The organism is Serratia sp. NFX21, assembly GCF_048517035.1.
In the GTDB taxonomy this organism is placed as follows: domain Bacteria; phylum Pseudomonadota; class Gammaproteobacteria; order Enterobacterales; family Enterobacteriaceae; genus Serratia; species Serratia quinivorans.
In genome coordinates this window covers 4603333-4619063 of record NZ_CP183196.1, presented here as the reverse complement: position 1 = coordinate 4619063, position 15731 = coordinate 4603333, and the positions used below count along the sequence as shown (strand labels likewise).

The window sequence follows — 15731 nt, the reverse complement described above, 5'->3', positions numbered from 1 at the left end:
TGTGTTTCACCGCGTTTGGCACCTGCCGCCCCCGGATGGGGAAGAATAATAGACATGTTGTGGTGATAGATGACCAATAGCTATCTGGCGTTTCCTAAATTTGATCCGGTGATTTTCTCGATCGGCCCGGTTTCTCTGCATTGGTACGGTCTGATGTACCTGGTTGGCTTTGTTTTTGCCATGTGGCTGGCGGTACGCCGGGCTAACAAACCAGGCAGCGGCTGGACCAAGGATGAAGTAGAGAACCTGCTGTACGCCGGTTTCCTCGGTGTGTTCGTCGGTGGCCGCGTTGGTTATGTGCTGTTCTACAACCTGCCGCTGTTCATGGATAACCCGCTCTATCTGTTTAAAGTCTGGGATGGCGGCATGTCGTTCCACGGCGGTTTGATGGGGGTGATCCTGGTGATGTTCTGGTTCGCTCGCCGCACCAAACGCACCTTCTTCCAGGTTTCTGATTTTATTGCCCCGTTGATCCCCTTCGGCCTGGGCGCCGGCCGTTTGGGCAACTTTATCAATGGTGAACTCTGGGGCCGCGTGACTACCGATACCCCATGGGCGATGTTGTTCCCAAGCTCGCGTGCAGAAGACGTGGCGCTTGCCGCCGCCGATCCGAAACTGTTGCCTATTCTGAACCAATACGGCGTGTTGCCGCGTCACCCGTCCCAGCTGTATGAACTGCTGTTGGAAGGCGTGGTGCTGTTTATCATTCTGAACCTGTTTATCCGCAAGCCGCGGCCGATGGGCGCCGTCTCCGGCCTGTTCCTGATTGGCTATGGTGCATTCCGTATTATTGTCGAAGCTTTCCGCCAGCCGGATGCCCAGCTCGGCCTGTTCGACGGCGTAATCAGCATGGGGCAGATCCTGTCCGTCCCTATGGTGGTGGCCGGTATTATTATGATGATTTGGGCGTATCGTCGCCGCCCGCAGCAACAACTGTCGTGAGGAACAAATGAAACAGTATCTGGATTTGATGAACAAAGTGCTCGCCGAGGGCACCCCTAAAGCCGACCGTACCGGCACTGGCACCTTGTCGATATTCGGCCACCAGATGCGTTTCAATTTGCAGGAAGGGTTTCCGCTGGTTACTACCAAAAAGTGTCACCTGCGTTCAATCATCCATGAGCTGCTGTGGTTCCTGAACGGTGACACCAACGTGGCTTACCTGAAGGAAAACAAAGTCAGCATCTGGGACGAGTGGGCCGACGAAAACGGTAGCCTTGGCCCGGTGTACGGCAAGCAGTGGCGTGCCTGGGGGACGGCGGACGGTCGTCAGATCGATCAATTGACCACCGTGCTGAACCAGTTGAAACAGGACCCGGATTCACGCCGTATCATTGTTTCAGCCTGGAACGTGGGGGAGTTGGATCAGATGGCGTTGGCACCGTGCCACGCGTTCTTCCAGTTCTACGTGGCGGATGGCAAATTGTCTTGCCAACTGTACCAGCGTTCCTGCGATGTGTTCCTCGGCCTGCCGTTCAACATTGCCAGCTACGCGCTATTGGTACATATGATGGCGCAGCAATGTGACCTGGAAGTGGGTGATTTCGTCTGGACCGGCGGCGACACTCATTTGTACAGCAACCATATGGAACAAACCCAGCTGCAGTTGACGCGTGAGCCGCGTGCCTTGCCGAAGCTAGTGATTAAGCGCAAGCCGGCATCGCTGTTTGATTACCGTTTCGAAGACTTTGAAATCGAAGGTTACGATCCGCACCCAGCCATTAAGGCACCGGTTGCCATCTGATTTTTACCCGATGATTGATCCCCAGGGGCGCACAGGTTGCGCCCTTTTTTATTTCTGCCGATCCGCCGTGGTTGTTTCTGCGTTCCTCATCGCATTTTGTTGGTTTCTCCCGTCAGTTTCATAGAAAGGTTGCGCAGCACGCTTCAGGTCGGATAACGCCGTCTTTATCCGGCGGCGGCCCTGGTTACACTGGCCGCCATGAACGACAAGATGATTTTCAAGAATATTGATGGCCAGCGCGGGATGACGCTGATTGAGCTGCTGGTGGTGATAACCCTGGCAGGCCTGCTGACCGGCTGGGGGGTTAGCCACTGGCGTCATTATCAACAGGCCCTGCGGCTGGAGCATACCGCGCAGCAACTGCTGGCATTTCTCACCCGGTTACAGGCAGACGCCAACTGGCGCAACCGCACGGCACTGCTGGGGTTTAAAACCGGCGATCCCTGGTGCATCGGCAGCGGCCAATCGCCAATGGATTGCGCAGCGCTCGGCGATGATGTGTTCAGCCCCGGCTATCGGGACGTGCAACTGGCGGGTTTTACTCAAAAGGATATGGGGTTCTATGGCCTGCGTAACAATGCACAGGCCGGGCATATCTTGCTCAGCAATGGCGCTGGCCGCCTGCGGTTGGTGCTGTCTGCCAAGGGGCGGCTACGGCTATGCAGTGAAGACGTGAGCATAAGAGGGATTACGACATGCCAGCCCTAGCGCGCGGTTTTACCTTGCCGGAGGTGATGCTGGCGCTGACGTTTGGCAGCCTGATTGCGTTGGCGGCGGCTAAAACTTATCCGGTCTTGCGTCAGCACAGTGTCGATGTTGGTCGGCATTATCGGCTGGAATCGGTGCTGCGGCAGTTAGCCTTTGGCATTGAGAAGGATCTGCGCCGCGCCGGCTTCTGTGCCGGCCAGTGCCAGGGGCAACCTCTGTTGATTAGCCGGGCGGGCGGGGAGGCCGTGGGCAGTTGCGTGATAGTCGCCTATGACATCACCCGCAGTGGGCGTTGGGAAACCCTTAGCGCCGACGCTGGATACTTCGGTTACCGCTTACGGCAAGGCATGCTGGAGGGGCAACGTGGGGTGAGACACTGCCATGGCGCTGGCTGGGAGCGTCTGCTCGATAACGACGAAGTACTCATTGAAGCCTTCGGCATCAAGGTGAATGCGGGCGAAGGCGGTAAACGCTGGGTAACGCTGACCTTGAGTGGCCGTTCAAAAGCGGATGGCGGCATACGGCGCAGTCTGCAGTGGGTGGTTAATATGGCCTCGCTGCCATGAACGCTGCCGGGCAGCGGGGAGGCAGCACTCTGGCGGCGGTGATGATGCTGTTGGTGATGGGGCTGATGCTGTTGAATGCCCAGCATCGCCAACTCGATAGTGCTTTGCTGCTGGCTGCCGACGAGAAGCAATATTTACAGGCTTACAATCAGGCCGCTTCGGCGCTCAGTTGGGGGGTTGCGCAGTCCTGGCCACGCGGCAGGCTCGCCGCCAACGGCTGGTGGTGCCAGCAAACCGACCAACTGCGGGCCTGTGCAAAACTGTCCTCTCAGGCAGGTATTGTGCTGGTACGTGGTGATGCGCAGGTGAGCCGTGGGGAACCGCTGCGGTTATATCAACGCACCAGGCCTGATGGCTCAGGGGGCGACATCGGGCTAAGAGCGGAAACCGGCGGCTGGCTGGATTTTTGCCCCGAGAAAAAGCAGGCTGACTGTGCGGAGTAGCCAACGGGGCTTCAGCCTGCCGGAGGTGCTGATTGCCGCATTGCTGTTCGCGGTGTCACTGCTGGGATTGTTACAGTATCATCAGGTGCTGTTGCAGTCGTTCCAGCGCCAATGGCAGTATCGACAGGCCTGGTCGTTGGCGCATCAGCAATTGGAAGTTTTCGCCGCTACCGGGCGCGTGGACGTCGGGCTACCGCTACCGACATCCGGATGGCAGCGTCAGACCGGGTTAAGCACCCCGCAAGCCGCCTGCCAGCGGCTGACGGTAAGAATACAAACGCCCCAACGGCAGTGGGCGGAACTCAGTCGTTGGTACTGCATGCGTCAGTGAACCGGCAGACTATTTTGTTTTAAGGGAGCTCCCAATGTTTAGGGTTTATCATTCCAATCAGTTGGATTTGCTGAAAACGTTAACCAGCGCGTTGATAGCCAGAGAGCCATTGGCCGATCCTTTTCAACAGGAAGTGGTGCTGGTGCAGAGCCCCGGTATGGCGCAGTGGCTACAGATGCAACTGGCTGAACAGTTCGGCATTGCCGCCAACATCGCTTTTCCACTGCCGGCGACCTTCATCTGGGACATGTTTACCCGGGTGTTACCGGGTATCCCGAAAGAGAGCGCCTTTAGCAAAGACGCCATGACCTGGAAGCTGATGTGGCTGCTGCCCGATCTGCTCACTCAGCCTGAATTTGCCCCGCTGCAGCATTACCTCACCGACGACGGCGACAAGCGGAAGATTCACCAGCTTGCCGGCCGGGTCGCCGACCTGTTTGACCAATATCTGGTGTATCGTCCACAATGGCTGGAAAGCTGGCAGAAAGGCGAACGCATTGACGGACTGGCGGAAGCACAGCAGTGGCAGGCACCACTGTGGGCGCGACTGGTCGAATACACCCAGGAACTGGGGCAGCCGGAATGGCATCGTGCCAACCTGTATCGCCGTTTTATCAGCGCGTTAGATAAAGCTGAAACCCCACCTGCGGGGTTGCCGCCTCGGGTATTTATCTGCGGCATCTCGGCCTTGCCGCCGGTCTATCTGGAAGCGCTGCAGGCGCTGGGCAAGCATATCGATATTCATCTGATGTTCACTAATCCCTGCCGCTACTATTGGGGGGACATTCAGAGCCAGTCCTTCCTGGCGAAATTACAGAGCCGCAAAAGACAGCATTATCGCGATAAAACGGAATATTCGTTATTCAGGGATCCAGATAACGCCTCGGCATTGTTTAATGACGCCGGCGAGCAAGACCTGCCGAACCCGCTGTTGGCCTCATGGGGCAAGCTGGGGCGCGACCACCACTTTTTACTTTCGCAGATCGAGTCCTCAGAAGAGGTTTTTGCCTTTGTGGATATCCCTGCGGACAATCTGTTGCATGGCATTCAGTACGATATGTTGGAGCTGAAGAACAGTGCGGTGATCGGCACCACCCCGGAAACGCTGGAGAGCAGCGACACCAAACGTCGACTGGATCCGGCCGACAGGTCTATTAGCCTGCACGCCTGCCATAGCCCGCAGCGTGAGGTAGAGGTGCTGCATGACCAACTGTTGAGCATGCTGGCGGACGATCCTGAGCTGACGCCGCGTGACATCATCGTGATGGTGGCGGATATCGACAGTTACACCCCTTATATTCAGGCGGTATTCGGTAACGCCTCGCCCGAACGCTATCTGCCGTTTGCCATTTCTGACCGAAAAGCCAGCCAGGCGCACCCGGCGCTACAGGCGTTTATCTCGCTGTTGGATCTGCCGCAGAGCCGCTTTACCTCAGAACAGGTACTGGCTTTGCTGGAAGTTCCGGCACTGGCGGCACGTTTCTCCATTCGGGAGGAAGGATTGCGCCTGTTGCGCCATTGGGTTGGTGAGTCTGGCGTGCGCTGGGGGCTGGATGACGACAACGTGCGTGAATTGGATCTGCCCGCTACCGGCCAGCATACCTGGCAATTTGGCATTACACGCATGCTGCTGGGTTACGCGATGGACAGCAATGCCGGTGATTGGCAGGGCGTTTTGCCTTATGACGAGTCGAGCGGGCTGGTGGCAGAACTGGCCGGGCAACTGGCGGAACTGCTGGCAGCGCTGAGTCGTTGGCGGCAACGGCTGGGGCAGGCGCGCTCTTTGCCAGAGTGGCAGCCACTGTGTCGTCAACTGCTTGAGACCTTCTTTGAGCAGGACGGCGAAACGGAAGTGGTGTTGGCACTGATAGAGCGGGAGTGGAACAGGCTGTTCGAGTTCGGGCTGGCGGCGCGCTATCCCGATGAGGTGCCGCTGTCTATCCTGCGGGACGAGTTGGCAGCGCGCCTCGATCAGGAACGCATCAGCCAGCGTTTCCTGGCCGGCCAAATCAACTTCTGTACGCTGATGCCCATGCGTTCCATCCCATTCAAAGTGGTTTGCCTGCTGGGTATGAACGACGGGGTTTATCCGCGCACTCTGCCGCCGTTAGGCTTTGATCTAATGGCGCAACAGGTCAAACGCGGTGACCGCAGCCGCCGTGATGATGACCGTTACCTGTTCCTGGAAGCGATTTTGTCGGCTCAGCAACGGCTGTACATCAGCTTTATTGGCCGCTCCATTCAGGATAACAGCGAGCGTTATCCCTCGGTGTTGGTGACTGAACTGCTGGAGTATCTGGAGCAAAGTTATTGTCTGCCGGGCGATGAACATCTGGACGCCGATGGCAGCGCACGTCTGGTGGGTAAACACTTGCTTAACTGGCATTCACGCATGCCGTTTGCCGCCGAGAACTTCCTGCCCGATACCGAAGCGCAGAGCTATGCGGCAGAATGGCTGCCTGCCGCCGATCGGCGCGGTGCGGCACATCCGCCGTTTAATCAGCCCTTGCTGCCGGATGAGAAAACTCAGGTCTCGCTGGACGATTTATTACGCTTCTACCGCCACCCGATCCGCGCCTTCTTCCAACTGCGGCTGGGGGTCAGTTTCATCCTGGAAGAAACCGAACTGCCGGATGAAGAACCCTTCACCCTGGATAACCTCAGCCGCTATCAGTTCAACAGCCAACTGCTGAACACCCTGATTGACGGCGAGGATGCCAGCCGCCTGTTTCAGCGGGTGCGTGCCGCCGGTGGGTTGCCTTTTGGCCCCTTCGGCGAAATTTACTGGCAAAAACAACAAGAAGAGATGAGCGAACTGGCCGAACAGGTACGCGCCGAAAGAAGTGAAGGGCACAGCCTGGAACTGGATATCGACATTGCCGGTGTGCGCATCAGCGGCTGGTTACATCAGGTACAAGGCGATGGGCTGCTGCGCTGGCGGCCATCAACCCTATCGGCAGTCGATGGCATATTGCTGTGGCTGGAGCATCTGGTGTACTGCTGCGTCGGGGGGAGCGGCGAAAGTCGCATTTACGGGCGCAAAGGGGCTGTCTGGCGCTTTGCTGCATTAAGCGCGCAAGAGGCCCGCGAACAATTGGCCGAACTGGTGGCGGGTTATCAGCGCGGCCTGTGTCAGCCGTTGCTGCTGCTGAACAAAAGCGGCTGGGCGTGGCTGAGCCAGTGCTACCAGCCACAAACGCAGCAGATTGACTGGGATGAAGAGGTGCAAATCAAGGCCCGGGGCAAGCTGCTGCAAACCTGGCAGGGCGACCAGCGTATTCCGGGCGAAGGTGAAGACCCTTATGTGCAGCGGGTATTCCGCCAGTTGGACAATATTTATTTAGCGCAAATTCTGGACGAAACAGAGCGTTATCTGTTGCCGCTGGCACGGCATAACCTTGGGTAACAATCCCCCGGTGGTACTGATTGCCCTGAGGTGGTAAAAATAATCAGGGTTATATTCAACTATCGGGGTTAGCTCCGGTCTTACATAACGTACAGGCATATAGACCCGTCGCCTTTCAAGCTACAGCTTGAAATTCATAGGGTATAGATTTTGAGTGTGTTGTTTTGATGTACGCCGTCAACGTCAGGGATGTGGCGCGACGGCGTCTGAATAGGGGTTCATTTTGGATATGCGCAGACAGTTGGCCCGCATCACCGGGTTGGTATTAGTGGTTATGTTTTGGACGCCGTTGAGCTGGGCCGCACAGGGATGGCAACCGCTGGCGGAGAAGATCAATAAAAGCGATCACGATCCGCGCCAGTACCAGGCGATCAAACTGACGAACGGCATGACCGTGCTGTTGGTTTCCGATGCTCAGGCACCGAAATCACTGGCGGCGCTGGCACTGCCGGTAGGCTCGCTGGAAGATCCGAACAGTCAGTTGGGGTTAGCGCACTACCTGGAACACATGGTGTTGATGGGTTCCAAGCGCTATCCGCAACCCGAAAACCTGTCGGAGTTCCTGAAGAAGCACGGTGGCAGCCATAACGCCAGCACCGCGTCTTACCGCACCGCGTTCTATCTGGAAGTGGAAAACGACGCGCTGGCCCCGGCGGTAGACCGCATGGCGGACGCCATCGCCGAGCCGCTGCTGGATCCGGGCAATGCCGATCGTGAACGTAATGCGGTCAACGCCGAACTGACGATGGCACGCTCACGCGACGGTATGCGCATGGCGCAGGTTGGGGCTGAAACGCTGAACCCGGCTCACCCGAGCGCGCGTTTCTCTGGCGGTAACCTCGATACCTTAAAGGACAAACCGGGCAGCAAGCTGCACGATGAGCTGACGGCATTCTACCAACGTTATTATTCTGCCAATCTGATGATGGGGGTGCTGTACAGCAACCAGCCATTGCCGGAACTGGCTGAACTGGCGGCCAAAACCTTTGGCAAGGTCCCTAACCGAGACGCCAGCGTACCGCCGATCACAGTCCCGGCGGTCACCCCTGAACAGCAGGGCATCATTATTCATTATGTGCCGGCCCAGCCGCGTAAACAGTTGAAAGTAGAATTCCGCATCGACAACAACAGTGCCGAGTTCCGCAGCAAGACCGATACCTACATTAGTTACCTGATTGGCAACCGCAGCCAAAATACCCTGTCTGACTGGCTGCAAAAGCAGGGGTTGGCGGATGCCATCAATGCCGGGGCTGATCCTATGGTAGATCGCAACGGCGGCGTATTCTCGATCAGCGTCTCGCTGACCGATAAAGGCCTGGCCAAGCGCGACGAAGTGGTGGCGGCCATCTTCAACTACCTGAAAATGTTGCGCAGCGAAGGCATCAAGCAAAGCTATTTTGATGAGATTTCCCACGTACTGAATCTGGATTTCCGCTATCCGTCGATCACCCGTGATATGGACTACATCGAATGGCTGGTGGATACCATGCTGCGCGTGCCGGTCGAGCATACGCTGGATGCGCCTTATCTGGCCGACCGCTATGACGCTAAAGCGATTGCCGAGCGTCTGGACGCCATGACGCCGCAAAATGCGCGTATCTGGTTCGTCAGCCCCAATGAGCCGCATAACAAGATGGCCTACTTCGTCAATGCGCCGTATCAGGTCGATAAAATCACTCCGCAGCGCTTTGAGCAGTGGCAGCAACTGGGGAAAGGCATCAGCCTGTCGTTACCCACGCTGAATCCGTATATTCCTGATGATTTCAGCCTGACCAAACCTTCGCACGAGTTTAAAAAACCGGAGGTGGTGGTCGACCAACCGGGCCTGCGCGTGTTGTATATGCCGAGCCGTTACTTTGCCGACGAGCCGAAGGCTGACGTCACAGTAGCGTTCCGCAATGCAAAAACCATGGATTCTGCACGCAACCAGGTGTTGTTCTCTTTGACCGACTATCTGGCCGGCATTTCACTGGATCAACTGAGCTATCAGGCTTCGGTTGGCGGGCTGAGTTTCTCAACCTCGCCGAACAACGGTCTGGAGTTCAACGCCAACGGCTTTACCCAGCGTCTGCCGCAATTGCTGACCTCGCTGATCGAAGGCTACTCAAGCTTTACGCCGACGGAAGATCAACTTGCGCAGGCCAAATCCTGGTATCTGGAACAGCTGGATTCTGCCGAGAAAGGCAAAGCCTTTGAACTGGCTATCCAGCCGGTGCAGATGGTTTCCCGCGTGCCTTACTCAGAACGTAGTGAGCGCCGTGAGGTGCTGAAAACCCTGACGCTGAAAGATGTGCTGGCCTACCGTGACAGCCTGCTGGCTGAGGCGACGCCGGAGTTGTTGGTGGTGGGCAATATGAGCAAGCAGCAGGTGGATACCCTGGCCTCTACGCTGAAACACCGTCTGGGTTGTACCGGTGTTACATGGTGGCATGGCGAAGATGTTGAAGTGACTAAAAGCCAGTTGGCCAATCTGCAGCGGGCAGGCAGCAGCACCGACTCGGCGCTGGCGGCAGTGTATGTGCCGACCGGCTACGACGAAGTGACCGGCATGGCTTACAGCTCGCTGCTTGGCCAAATTATCCAGCCATGGTTCTACAGCCAACTGCGTACTCAGGAACAGCTGGGCTACGCGGTGTTTGCTTTCCCGATGTCCGTCGGCCGTCAGTGGGGTATTGGTTTCCTGCTGCAAAGTAACAGCAAGCAACCGGCGTACCTGTATCAGCGCTATCAGGATTTCTACCCGAAAACCGAGAAACGCCTGCGAGAGATGAAAGAAGCAGACTTCGAGCAGTATAAGCAGGCGATGATCAACGAATTGAAGCAGCGTCCACAAACCCTGAGCGAAGAAGCCGGCCGTTTCTCCAATGACTTCGACCGTGGCAACTTCGCATTTGATACCCGTCATAAACTGATTGAGCAAATCAAGCAGTTGACGCCGACCAAACTGGCGGATTATTTCCACCAGGCGGTGATTAAGCCGCAGGGGCTGGCGGTGCTGTCGCAGGTGAGTGGTAGTGGGCAAGAGAAGGCGGATTATGCGGTGCAGCCGAACTGGGTGACTTATCCAAACGCCTCTGCGCTGCAGAAAACTCTGCCGCGTAAGGTGGCGACACCATGACAGAGACCACCCCGCAGCGACTTGATCCGCTAACGTTGCCGCTATTTGGCGAGCGGTTGATAGAAGCGTCGGCGGGGACCGGTAAAACCTTTACCATCGGTGCGCTGTATCTGCGCCTGCTGCTTGGCCTGGGCCAGGCAGCGGCCTTTCCCCGGCCGCTGACGGTAGAGGAGATCCTGGTGGTGACCTTTACCGAGGCCGCCACCGAGGAGCTTCGTGGACGCATCCGCAGCAATATCCATGGCTTACGCATTGCCTGCGTACGTGGCAGCAGTAAAGACCCGTTATTTAATGCGTTAATGGCGGAAATTGACGATCTGCCCGATGCTGCCGCGCAACTGCTGGCTGCCGAGCGGCAGATGGACGAAGCGGCAATCTACACCATCCACGGTTTTTGCCAGCGTATGCTGACCCACAACGCCTTCGAGTCCGGCATTCTGTTTGAGCAAACGCTGGTGCAGGATGAACTGCCGCTGCGCCGCCAGGCCTGTGCGGACTTTTGGCGTCGCCATTGTTATCCGTTGCCGATTGGCGTTGCCCGGGCGGTGAGCCAGGAATGGAGCGGCCCGGAAGCGCTGTTGGCCGATCTTTCCGGCTATCTGCATGGCGAAGCACCCATGCTGCGTCGGCCGCCGAAGGATGAAGAAACGGTGCTGATGCGCCATGAGCAGATCGTGGCGCGTATTGACGCCATCAAAGCGCAGTGGCTGGCCGCAGCGGGCGATCTGGAGGCGTTAATCAGCCAGTCCGGCGTTGATAAGCGCAGTTACAGCAGCAAACACCTGCCTAACTGGCTGCACAAAGTCGGTGAATGGGTGGTGCTGGAAACTCAGGACTACCAACTGCCGAAAGAGCTGGATAAATTTCGCCAGTCGGTGCTGCTGGAGAAAACCAAAAAAGGCGAACCGCCGCACCATGCATTGTTCGTGGCGATCGACGAACTGTTCGATGAACCGCTGACACTGCGTGACCTGATTATTGCGCGGGCGCTGAGCGAGATACGTTTGTCCATTCAGCAGGAGAAACGCCAGCGGGCCGAGCTGGGTTTTGACGACCTGTTAAGTCGGCTGGACAGTGCATTGCAGAGCGAAGGTGGTGAACGTTTGGCACAGGCGATTCGCCAGCGTTACCCGGTGGCGATGATCGATGAGTTCCAGGATACCGATCCACAGCAATACCGCATCTTCCAAAAACTCTATGTCGGCAGGCCGGAATGCGGCCTGCTGCTGATCGGCGATCCCAAACAGGCAATTTACGCTTTCCGCGGTGCCGATATCTTTACCTATATGCGCGCTCGTTCAGAGGTAAGCGCCCACTACACGCTCGAAACCAACTGGCGCTCCTCACCGGCGATGGTGAACAGCGTTAACCATCTGTTTGCGCAGGTGGAAAAACCTTTCCTGTTCGGCCAGATTCCCTTTATTGAGGTGGCCGCCGCCGAGAAAAATCGGGGGCTGGCGTTTGAGCTGCAAAATCAGCCGCAGCCGGCGATGCAGTTCTGGCTGCAGCAGGGGGAAGGTGTTGGCGTTAGTGAGTACCAACAATTGATGGCGCGCCTGTGCGCCACGCAAATTCGCGACTGGCTCAGCGCCGGACAAAACCAACAGGCCTGGCTGGTCGACGGCGAGAAACGGCGGGCGGTAGAGGCGTCAGACATTACCGTGCTGGTGCGCAGCCGCAATGAGGCGGCGTTAGTACGTGATGCCCTGAGTGCGCTGGCGATACCTTCGGTTTATTTGTCCAACCGCGACAGCGTATTCGATACGCCAGAAGCCAAGGATTTGCTGTGGCTGCTGCAGGCCGTGCTGGCGCCGGAGCAGGAACGTACGCTGCGCAGTGCCATGGCTACCGGGCTGATGGGGCTGGATGCGCAGGCGCTGGACGGATTGAATCGGGATGAGCGTGCCTGGGATGCGCTGGTCAACGAGTTCGACAAATATCGTACGCTGTGGCTGCGCCGCGGCGTGTTGCCGATGCTGCGTGAGGTGATGAATCAGCGCCATCTGGCAGAAAATCTGTTGGCCAGCCTCGGCGGTGAGCGCCGGTTGACCGACGTGATGCATCTGGGCGAGCTTTTGCAGGAAGCTTCTGCACAGCTCGACAGCGAGCATGCGCTGGTGCGTTGGCTGGCGCAGCAGATTGCCCAGCCCAACCGGCAGTCAGACAACCAGCAGCTACGGCTGGAAAGCGACCGTCATTTGGTACAGGTGATCACCATCCATAAATCCAAAGGGTTGGAGTTCGATCTGGTATGGCTGCCGTTCGTCGGTAATTTCCGCCAGCAACAGCAGGTGTTGTACCACGATCGTCACAGCTTCCAGGCCCTGCTTGACCTCAACGCCGATGAGCAAAGTATTGAGTGGGCAGAGGAGGAGCGGCTGGCGGAAGATTTACGCCTGTTGTATGTCGCGCTGACCCGTTCGGTATACCACTGCAGTATCGGTATTGCGCCGTTGATTCAGGGCACCCGCAAAAAACAGGGTGATAGCGATTTACACCGCAGCGCGCTGGGCTATCTGGTGCAGGCCGGCCAGGCCGGCGATGCGGCTTATCTGCAGCAATGTCTGCAACAGTTGGCTGTAGATGGCGTTGCGCTGTCGCTGGTCGAAAGCCTGGACGAGCAACCCTGGCAGCCGCAAACGCCAGACTTGACCGAACTGTCGGCGAAACACTTCATGCGCCAGGTGCAGGATTTCTGGCGGGTGACCAGCTATACCGGTCTGCAACAGCACGGCACGAGCCTGATGCAGGATTTGTTGCCGCGGTTGGATGTTGATGCCGCCGGCGAGCAAGCGCAGGACAGTGAGCCAGCGCTCACACCGCATACCTTTCCTCGTGGTGCCGGTCCGGGGACTTTCCTGCACAGTCTGTTTGAAACGATCGACTTTACCCAACCCCTCGATGAGGCGTGGTTGCTGGAGCAGTTGCAACAACAAGGATTTGGCGAACACTGGCAACCGATACTGTTGGCGTGGATGCAGGTGCTGTTAAACACCCCGCTTAATGATACCGGCGTCGCTTTGTCGGCGCTGGCTCCGCAGCATAAGCAGGCTGAGTTGCAGTTTTATCTGCCTATCGAGCAGCTGTTGCAGGCGCGTGAGCTGGATAAGCTGGTGAAAAGTTACGATCCGCTTTCTGCCCGTTGCCCTGAGTTGGATTTTCAGCAGGTGCAGGGGATGCTGAAAGGATTTATCGACCTGGTGTTCTGCTGGCAGGGGAAATATTACCTGCTGGACTACAAATCCAACTGGTTGGGTGAAGACAGCAGTGCCTATACCCAACCGGCGATGGAGCAGGCGATGGCGGAGCACCGTTACGATTTGCAGTACCAGCTATACACGCTGGCATTGCACCGCTATCTGCGCCATAGGTTGCCGGATTATGATTATCAGCGGCACTTCGGCGGGGTGATTTATCTGTTCCTGCGCGGTGTGGATGCACTGCATCCGGGCAATGGCATTTTTGCCTGCCGTCCGCAGGAGCAATTGGTGGAAGGCATGGATTTGTTATTCAGCGGTAAAACCGCTGCGGTGGAGGATGCATCATGATCGCTCTACTGGAACAGGCGCAGGCGCTTGGCGTATTACGTCCACTAGATTTGCAGTTCGCCCGCGTAGTCGCTGGAGCGGATGAGCCTGAGATACTGTTGGCTGCCGCCTGCCTCAGTGCGGAGGCTGGCGCGGGTCACGTTTGCCTGATGCTGGAGCAACTGCTGCCGGAAAACCTATTTGACGGACGTCAGCCGGAGCTGGCGCAGGCCGTGTGGTTGGCGGCAGGGCAGTTGGATGTGGCCGGTTGGCAACGGCGGCTGTCGGCCAGTGCGGCGGTGAGCGACGGCAGCACTGCGACGCCGATGGTGTTACAACCACAGCGCTTGTATCTGCAGCGCATGTGGCAGAACGAGGGGGAGGTTGCCGCCTTTATCCGTGGTGACAGTATCAGCAGCGACAGTCTGCCTCAGGCGGTTGAAGAGGCCGACCTGCGCACCATTCTCGACCAATTATTTGGTGAGGCGACTGATGAACCCGACTGGCAGAAAATTGCTGCCGCGGTGGCCGCTACGCGACGTATTGCGGTGATTTCAGGCGGACCGGGCACCGGTAAGACCACCACGGTCGCCAAATTGCTGGCGGCGCTGGTGCAGCTCGATGAAGGGCGACGTTTGCGCATCCAATTGGCGGCGCCTACCGGTAAAGCGGCGGCGCGTTTAACCGAATCGTTAGGCAGTGCCGGCAAACAATTGGCGCTAACCCCGGAGCAGCGTGTGCTGTTCCCTACCGAGGCATCCACGTTGCATCGCCTGCTGGGCGCTCAGCCCAACAGTCAGCGTATGCGTTATCACAGTGGCAACCGGCTGCATCTGGACGTGCTGGTAGTTGATGAGGCCTCTATGGTCGACCTGCCTATGATGGCGCGTTTGATTGCCGCCTTGCCCACTCAGGCACGGGTGATCTTCCTGGGCGACCGCGATCAACTGGCTTCGGTGGAGGCCGGGGCGGTACTGGGGGATATTTGCCGCTTTGCCGAACAAGGTTACAGCGTGGCGCGGGCGGAGCAACTTTCGCGGCTGACCGGCTGCCAACTGCTGGGGCAAACTGCCCAGGCGGAAGCTGCGGTGCGCGACAGTCTGTGCTTGCTGCGTAAAAGCTACCGTTTTGATGCCAATTCAGGTATTGGTCAATTGGCCTTTGCCGTGAACGCCGGCGATGGCAAGCGGGCAATGGCGGCGCTCAGCGGCAGTTTCGCTGACGTTAGCGGTTATCCACTGGCGGAAACGCAGGACTATCAGGCGCTGTTGGATGCCTGCGTGGCGGGTTACCGTGATTATCTGCGGCTGGTGGGTGAAGGGGCGGACGCAGTGGCGGTGTTGGCGGCGTTCGGTCATTTCCAGGTGCTGTGCGCGCTGCGCGAGGGGCCTTTCGGCATCGCCGGGTTAAATGAACGCATTGAGACGGGGCTGCAACGTGCCGGTCTAATCCAGCGTAAGCCGGGAGCCGCTGGGCGTTGGTATTCTGGCCGTCCGGTGATGATTGGTCGCAATGACAGCGCTCTGGGGCTGTTTAACGGCGATATTGGCATTGCCTTGCGGGACGAGAGCGGCGAACTACGTGTTCATTTTCAACTGCCGGACGGCAGCATCAAGTCGGTGCAGCCGAGCCGTTTACCGGCGCATGAAACCGCTTATGCGATGACGGTGCATAAATCACAAGGCTCGGAGTTTGACCATACGGTACTGGTGCTGCCCAATCATTTCCTGCCGGTGCTGACCCGTGAACTGGTGTACACCGCGATCACCCGCGCTCGCAGGCAGCTTTCGCTGTACGCCATCGATGCGGTTTTGATGCGGGCGATCCGCACTCCGACCCAGCGCCGTAGCGGGTTGGCGGAGCGGTTGCAGCTCAAGGCTTAAGTGCC

General features: G+C 57.8%; 10 protein-coding genes. All 10 read left to right on the top strand.

Annotated features, from left to right (window positions below; genetic code table 11):
• Positions 1 to 69 precede the first annotated feature (69 nt).
• The 10 genes from lgt to recD all read left to right on the top strand — a co-directional run bounded on the left by lgt (position 70) and on the right by recD (position 15726).
• Positions 70 to 942, top strand: a complete 873-nt coding sequence (gene lgt / locus ACNT1W_RS21590) for a prolipoprotein diacylglyceryl transferase (RefSeq protein ID WP_261100333.1) — start codon at positions 70 to 72, stop codon at positions 940 to 942.
• Between the two features lie 7 nt (positions 943 to 949).
• The gene (thyA, locus tag ACNT1W_RS21585) at positions 950 to 1744 is read left to right on the top strand and encodes a thymidylate synthase (protein ID WP_017893814.1); all 795 of its coding nucleotides are present in this window, start codon (positions 950 to 952) and stop codon (positions 1742 to 1744) included.
• 198 nt (positions 1745 to 1942) lie between these two features.
• Entirely contained in the window at positions 1943 to 2452 is a 510-nt protein-coding gene (locus ACNT1W_RS21580; protein ID WP_261409285.1) for a prepilin peptidase-dependent protein, read from the top strand.
• The gene (locus ACNT1W_RS21575) at positions 2440 to 3018 is read left to right on the top strand and encodes a prepilin peptidase-dependent protein (RefSeq protein WP_419246120.1); all 579 of its coding nucleotides are present in this window, start codon (positions 2440 to 2442) and stop codon (positions 3016 to 3018) included. The genes ACNT1W_RS21580 and ACNT1W_RS21575 overlap by 13 nt, the downstream gene beginning before the upstream one ends.
• On the top strand, positions 3015 to 3461 hold the full coding sequence (locus ACNT1W_RS21570; RefSeq protein ID WP_115183930.1) for a YgdB family protein: 447 nt from the start codon (positions 3015 to 3017) through the stop codon (positions 3459 to 3461). The genes ACNT1W_RS21575 and ACNT1W_RS21570 overlap by 4 nt, the downstream gene beginning before the upstream one ends.
• Entirely contained in the window at positions 3451 to 3792 is a 342-nt protein-coding gene (locus ACNT1W_RS21565) for a prepilin-type N-terminal cleavage/methylation domain-containing protein (protein ID WP_261277322.1), read from the top strand. Before ACNT1W_RS21570 ends, ACNT1W_RS21565 begins: the two co-directional genes overlap by 11 nt.
• A gap of 34 nt (positions 3793 to 3826) precedes the next feature.
• Positions 3827 to 7198, top strand: a complete 3372-nt coding sequence (gene recC, locus ACNT1W_RS21560; RefSeq protein ID WP_419246119.1) for an exodeoxyribonuclease V subunit gamma — start codon at positions 3827 to 3829, stop codon at positions 7196 to 7198.
• Between the two features lie 229 nt (positions 7199 to 7427).
• Positions 7428 to 10316, top strand: coding sequence for a pitrilysin (gene ptrA, locus ACNT1W_RS21555; protein WP_419246883.1), 2889 nt, complete (start codon positions 7428 to 7430; stop codon positions 10314 to 10316).
• A complete protein-coding gene (recB, locus tag ACNT1W_RS21550) occupies positions 10313 to 13864 on the top strand; it encodes an exodeoxyribonuclease V subunit beta (RefSeq protein WP_419246118.1) in 3552 nt (1183 codons plus the stop codon). The genes ptrA and recB overlap by 4 nt, the downstream gene beginning before the upstream one ends.
• Complete coding sequence (gene recD, locus ACNT1W_RS21545) at positions 13861 to 15726, top strand: exodeoxyribonuclease V subunit alpha (RefSeq protein WP_419246117.1); 1866 nt, start codon at positions 13861 to 13863, stop codon at positions 15724 to 15726. The genes recB and recD overlap by 4 nt, the downstream gene beginning before the upstream one ends.
• Positions 15727 to 15731: the final 5 nt, after the last annotated feature.

Bases quoted from the DNA above. Each gene is read 5' to 3' on its own strand.
- lgt (WP_261100333.1), top strand. From the start codon at position 70: ATGACCAATAGCTATCTGGCGTTTCCTAAATTTGATCCGGTGATTTTC.
- thyA (WP_017893814.1), top strand. From the start codon at position 950: ATGAAACAGTATCTGGATTTGATGAACAAAGTGCTCGCCGAGGGCACC.
- ACNT1W_RS21580 (WP_261409285.1), top strand. From the start codon at position 1,943: ATGAACGACAAGATGATTTTCAAGAATATTGATGGCCAGCGCGGGATG.
- ACNT1W_RS21575 (WP_419246120.1), top strand. From the start codon at position 2,440: ATGCCAGCCCTAGCGCGCGGTTTTACCTTGCCGGAGGTGATGCTGGCG.
- ACNT1W_RS21570 (WP_115183930.1), top strand. From the start codon at position 3,015: ATGAACGCTGCCGGGCAGCGGGGAGGCAGCACTCTGGCGGCGGTGATG.
- recC (WP_419246119.1), top strand. From the start codon at position 3,827: ATGTTTAGGGTTTATCATTCCAATCAGTTGGATTTGCTGAAAACGTTA.
- ptrA (WP_419246883.1), top strand. From the start codon at position 7,428: ATGCGCAGACAGTTGGCCCGCATCACCGGGTTGGTATTAGTGGTTATG.
- recB (WP_419246118.1), top strand. From the start codon at position 10,313: ATGACAGAGACCACCCCGCAGCGACTTGATCCGCTAACGTTGCCGCTA.
- recD (WP_419246117.1), top strand. From the start codon at position 13,861: ATGATCGCTCTACTGGAACAGGCGCAGGCGCTTGGCGTATTACGTCCA.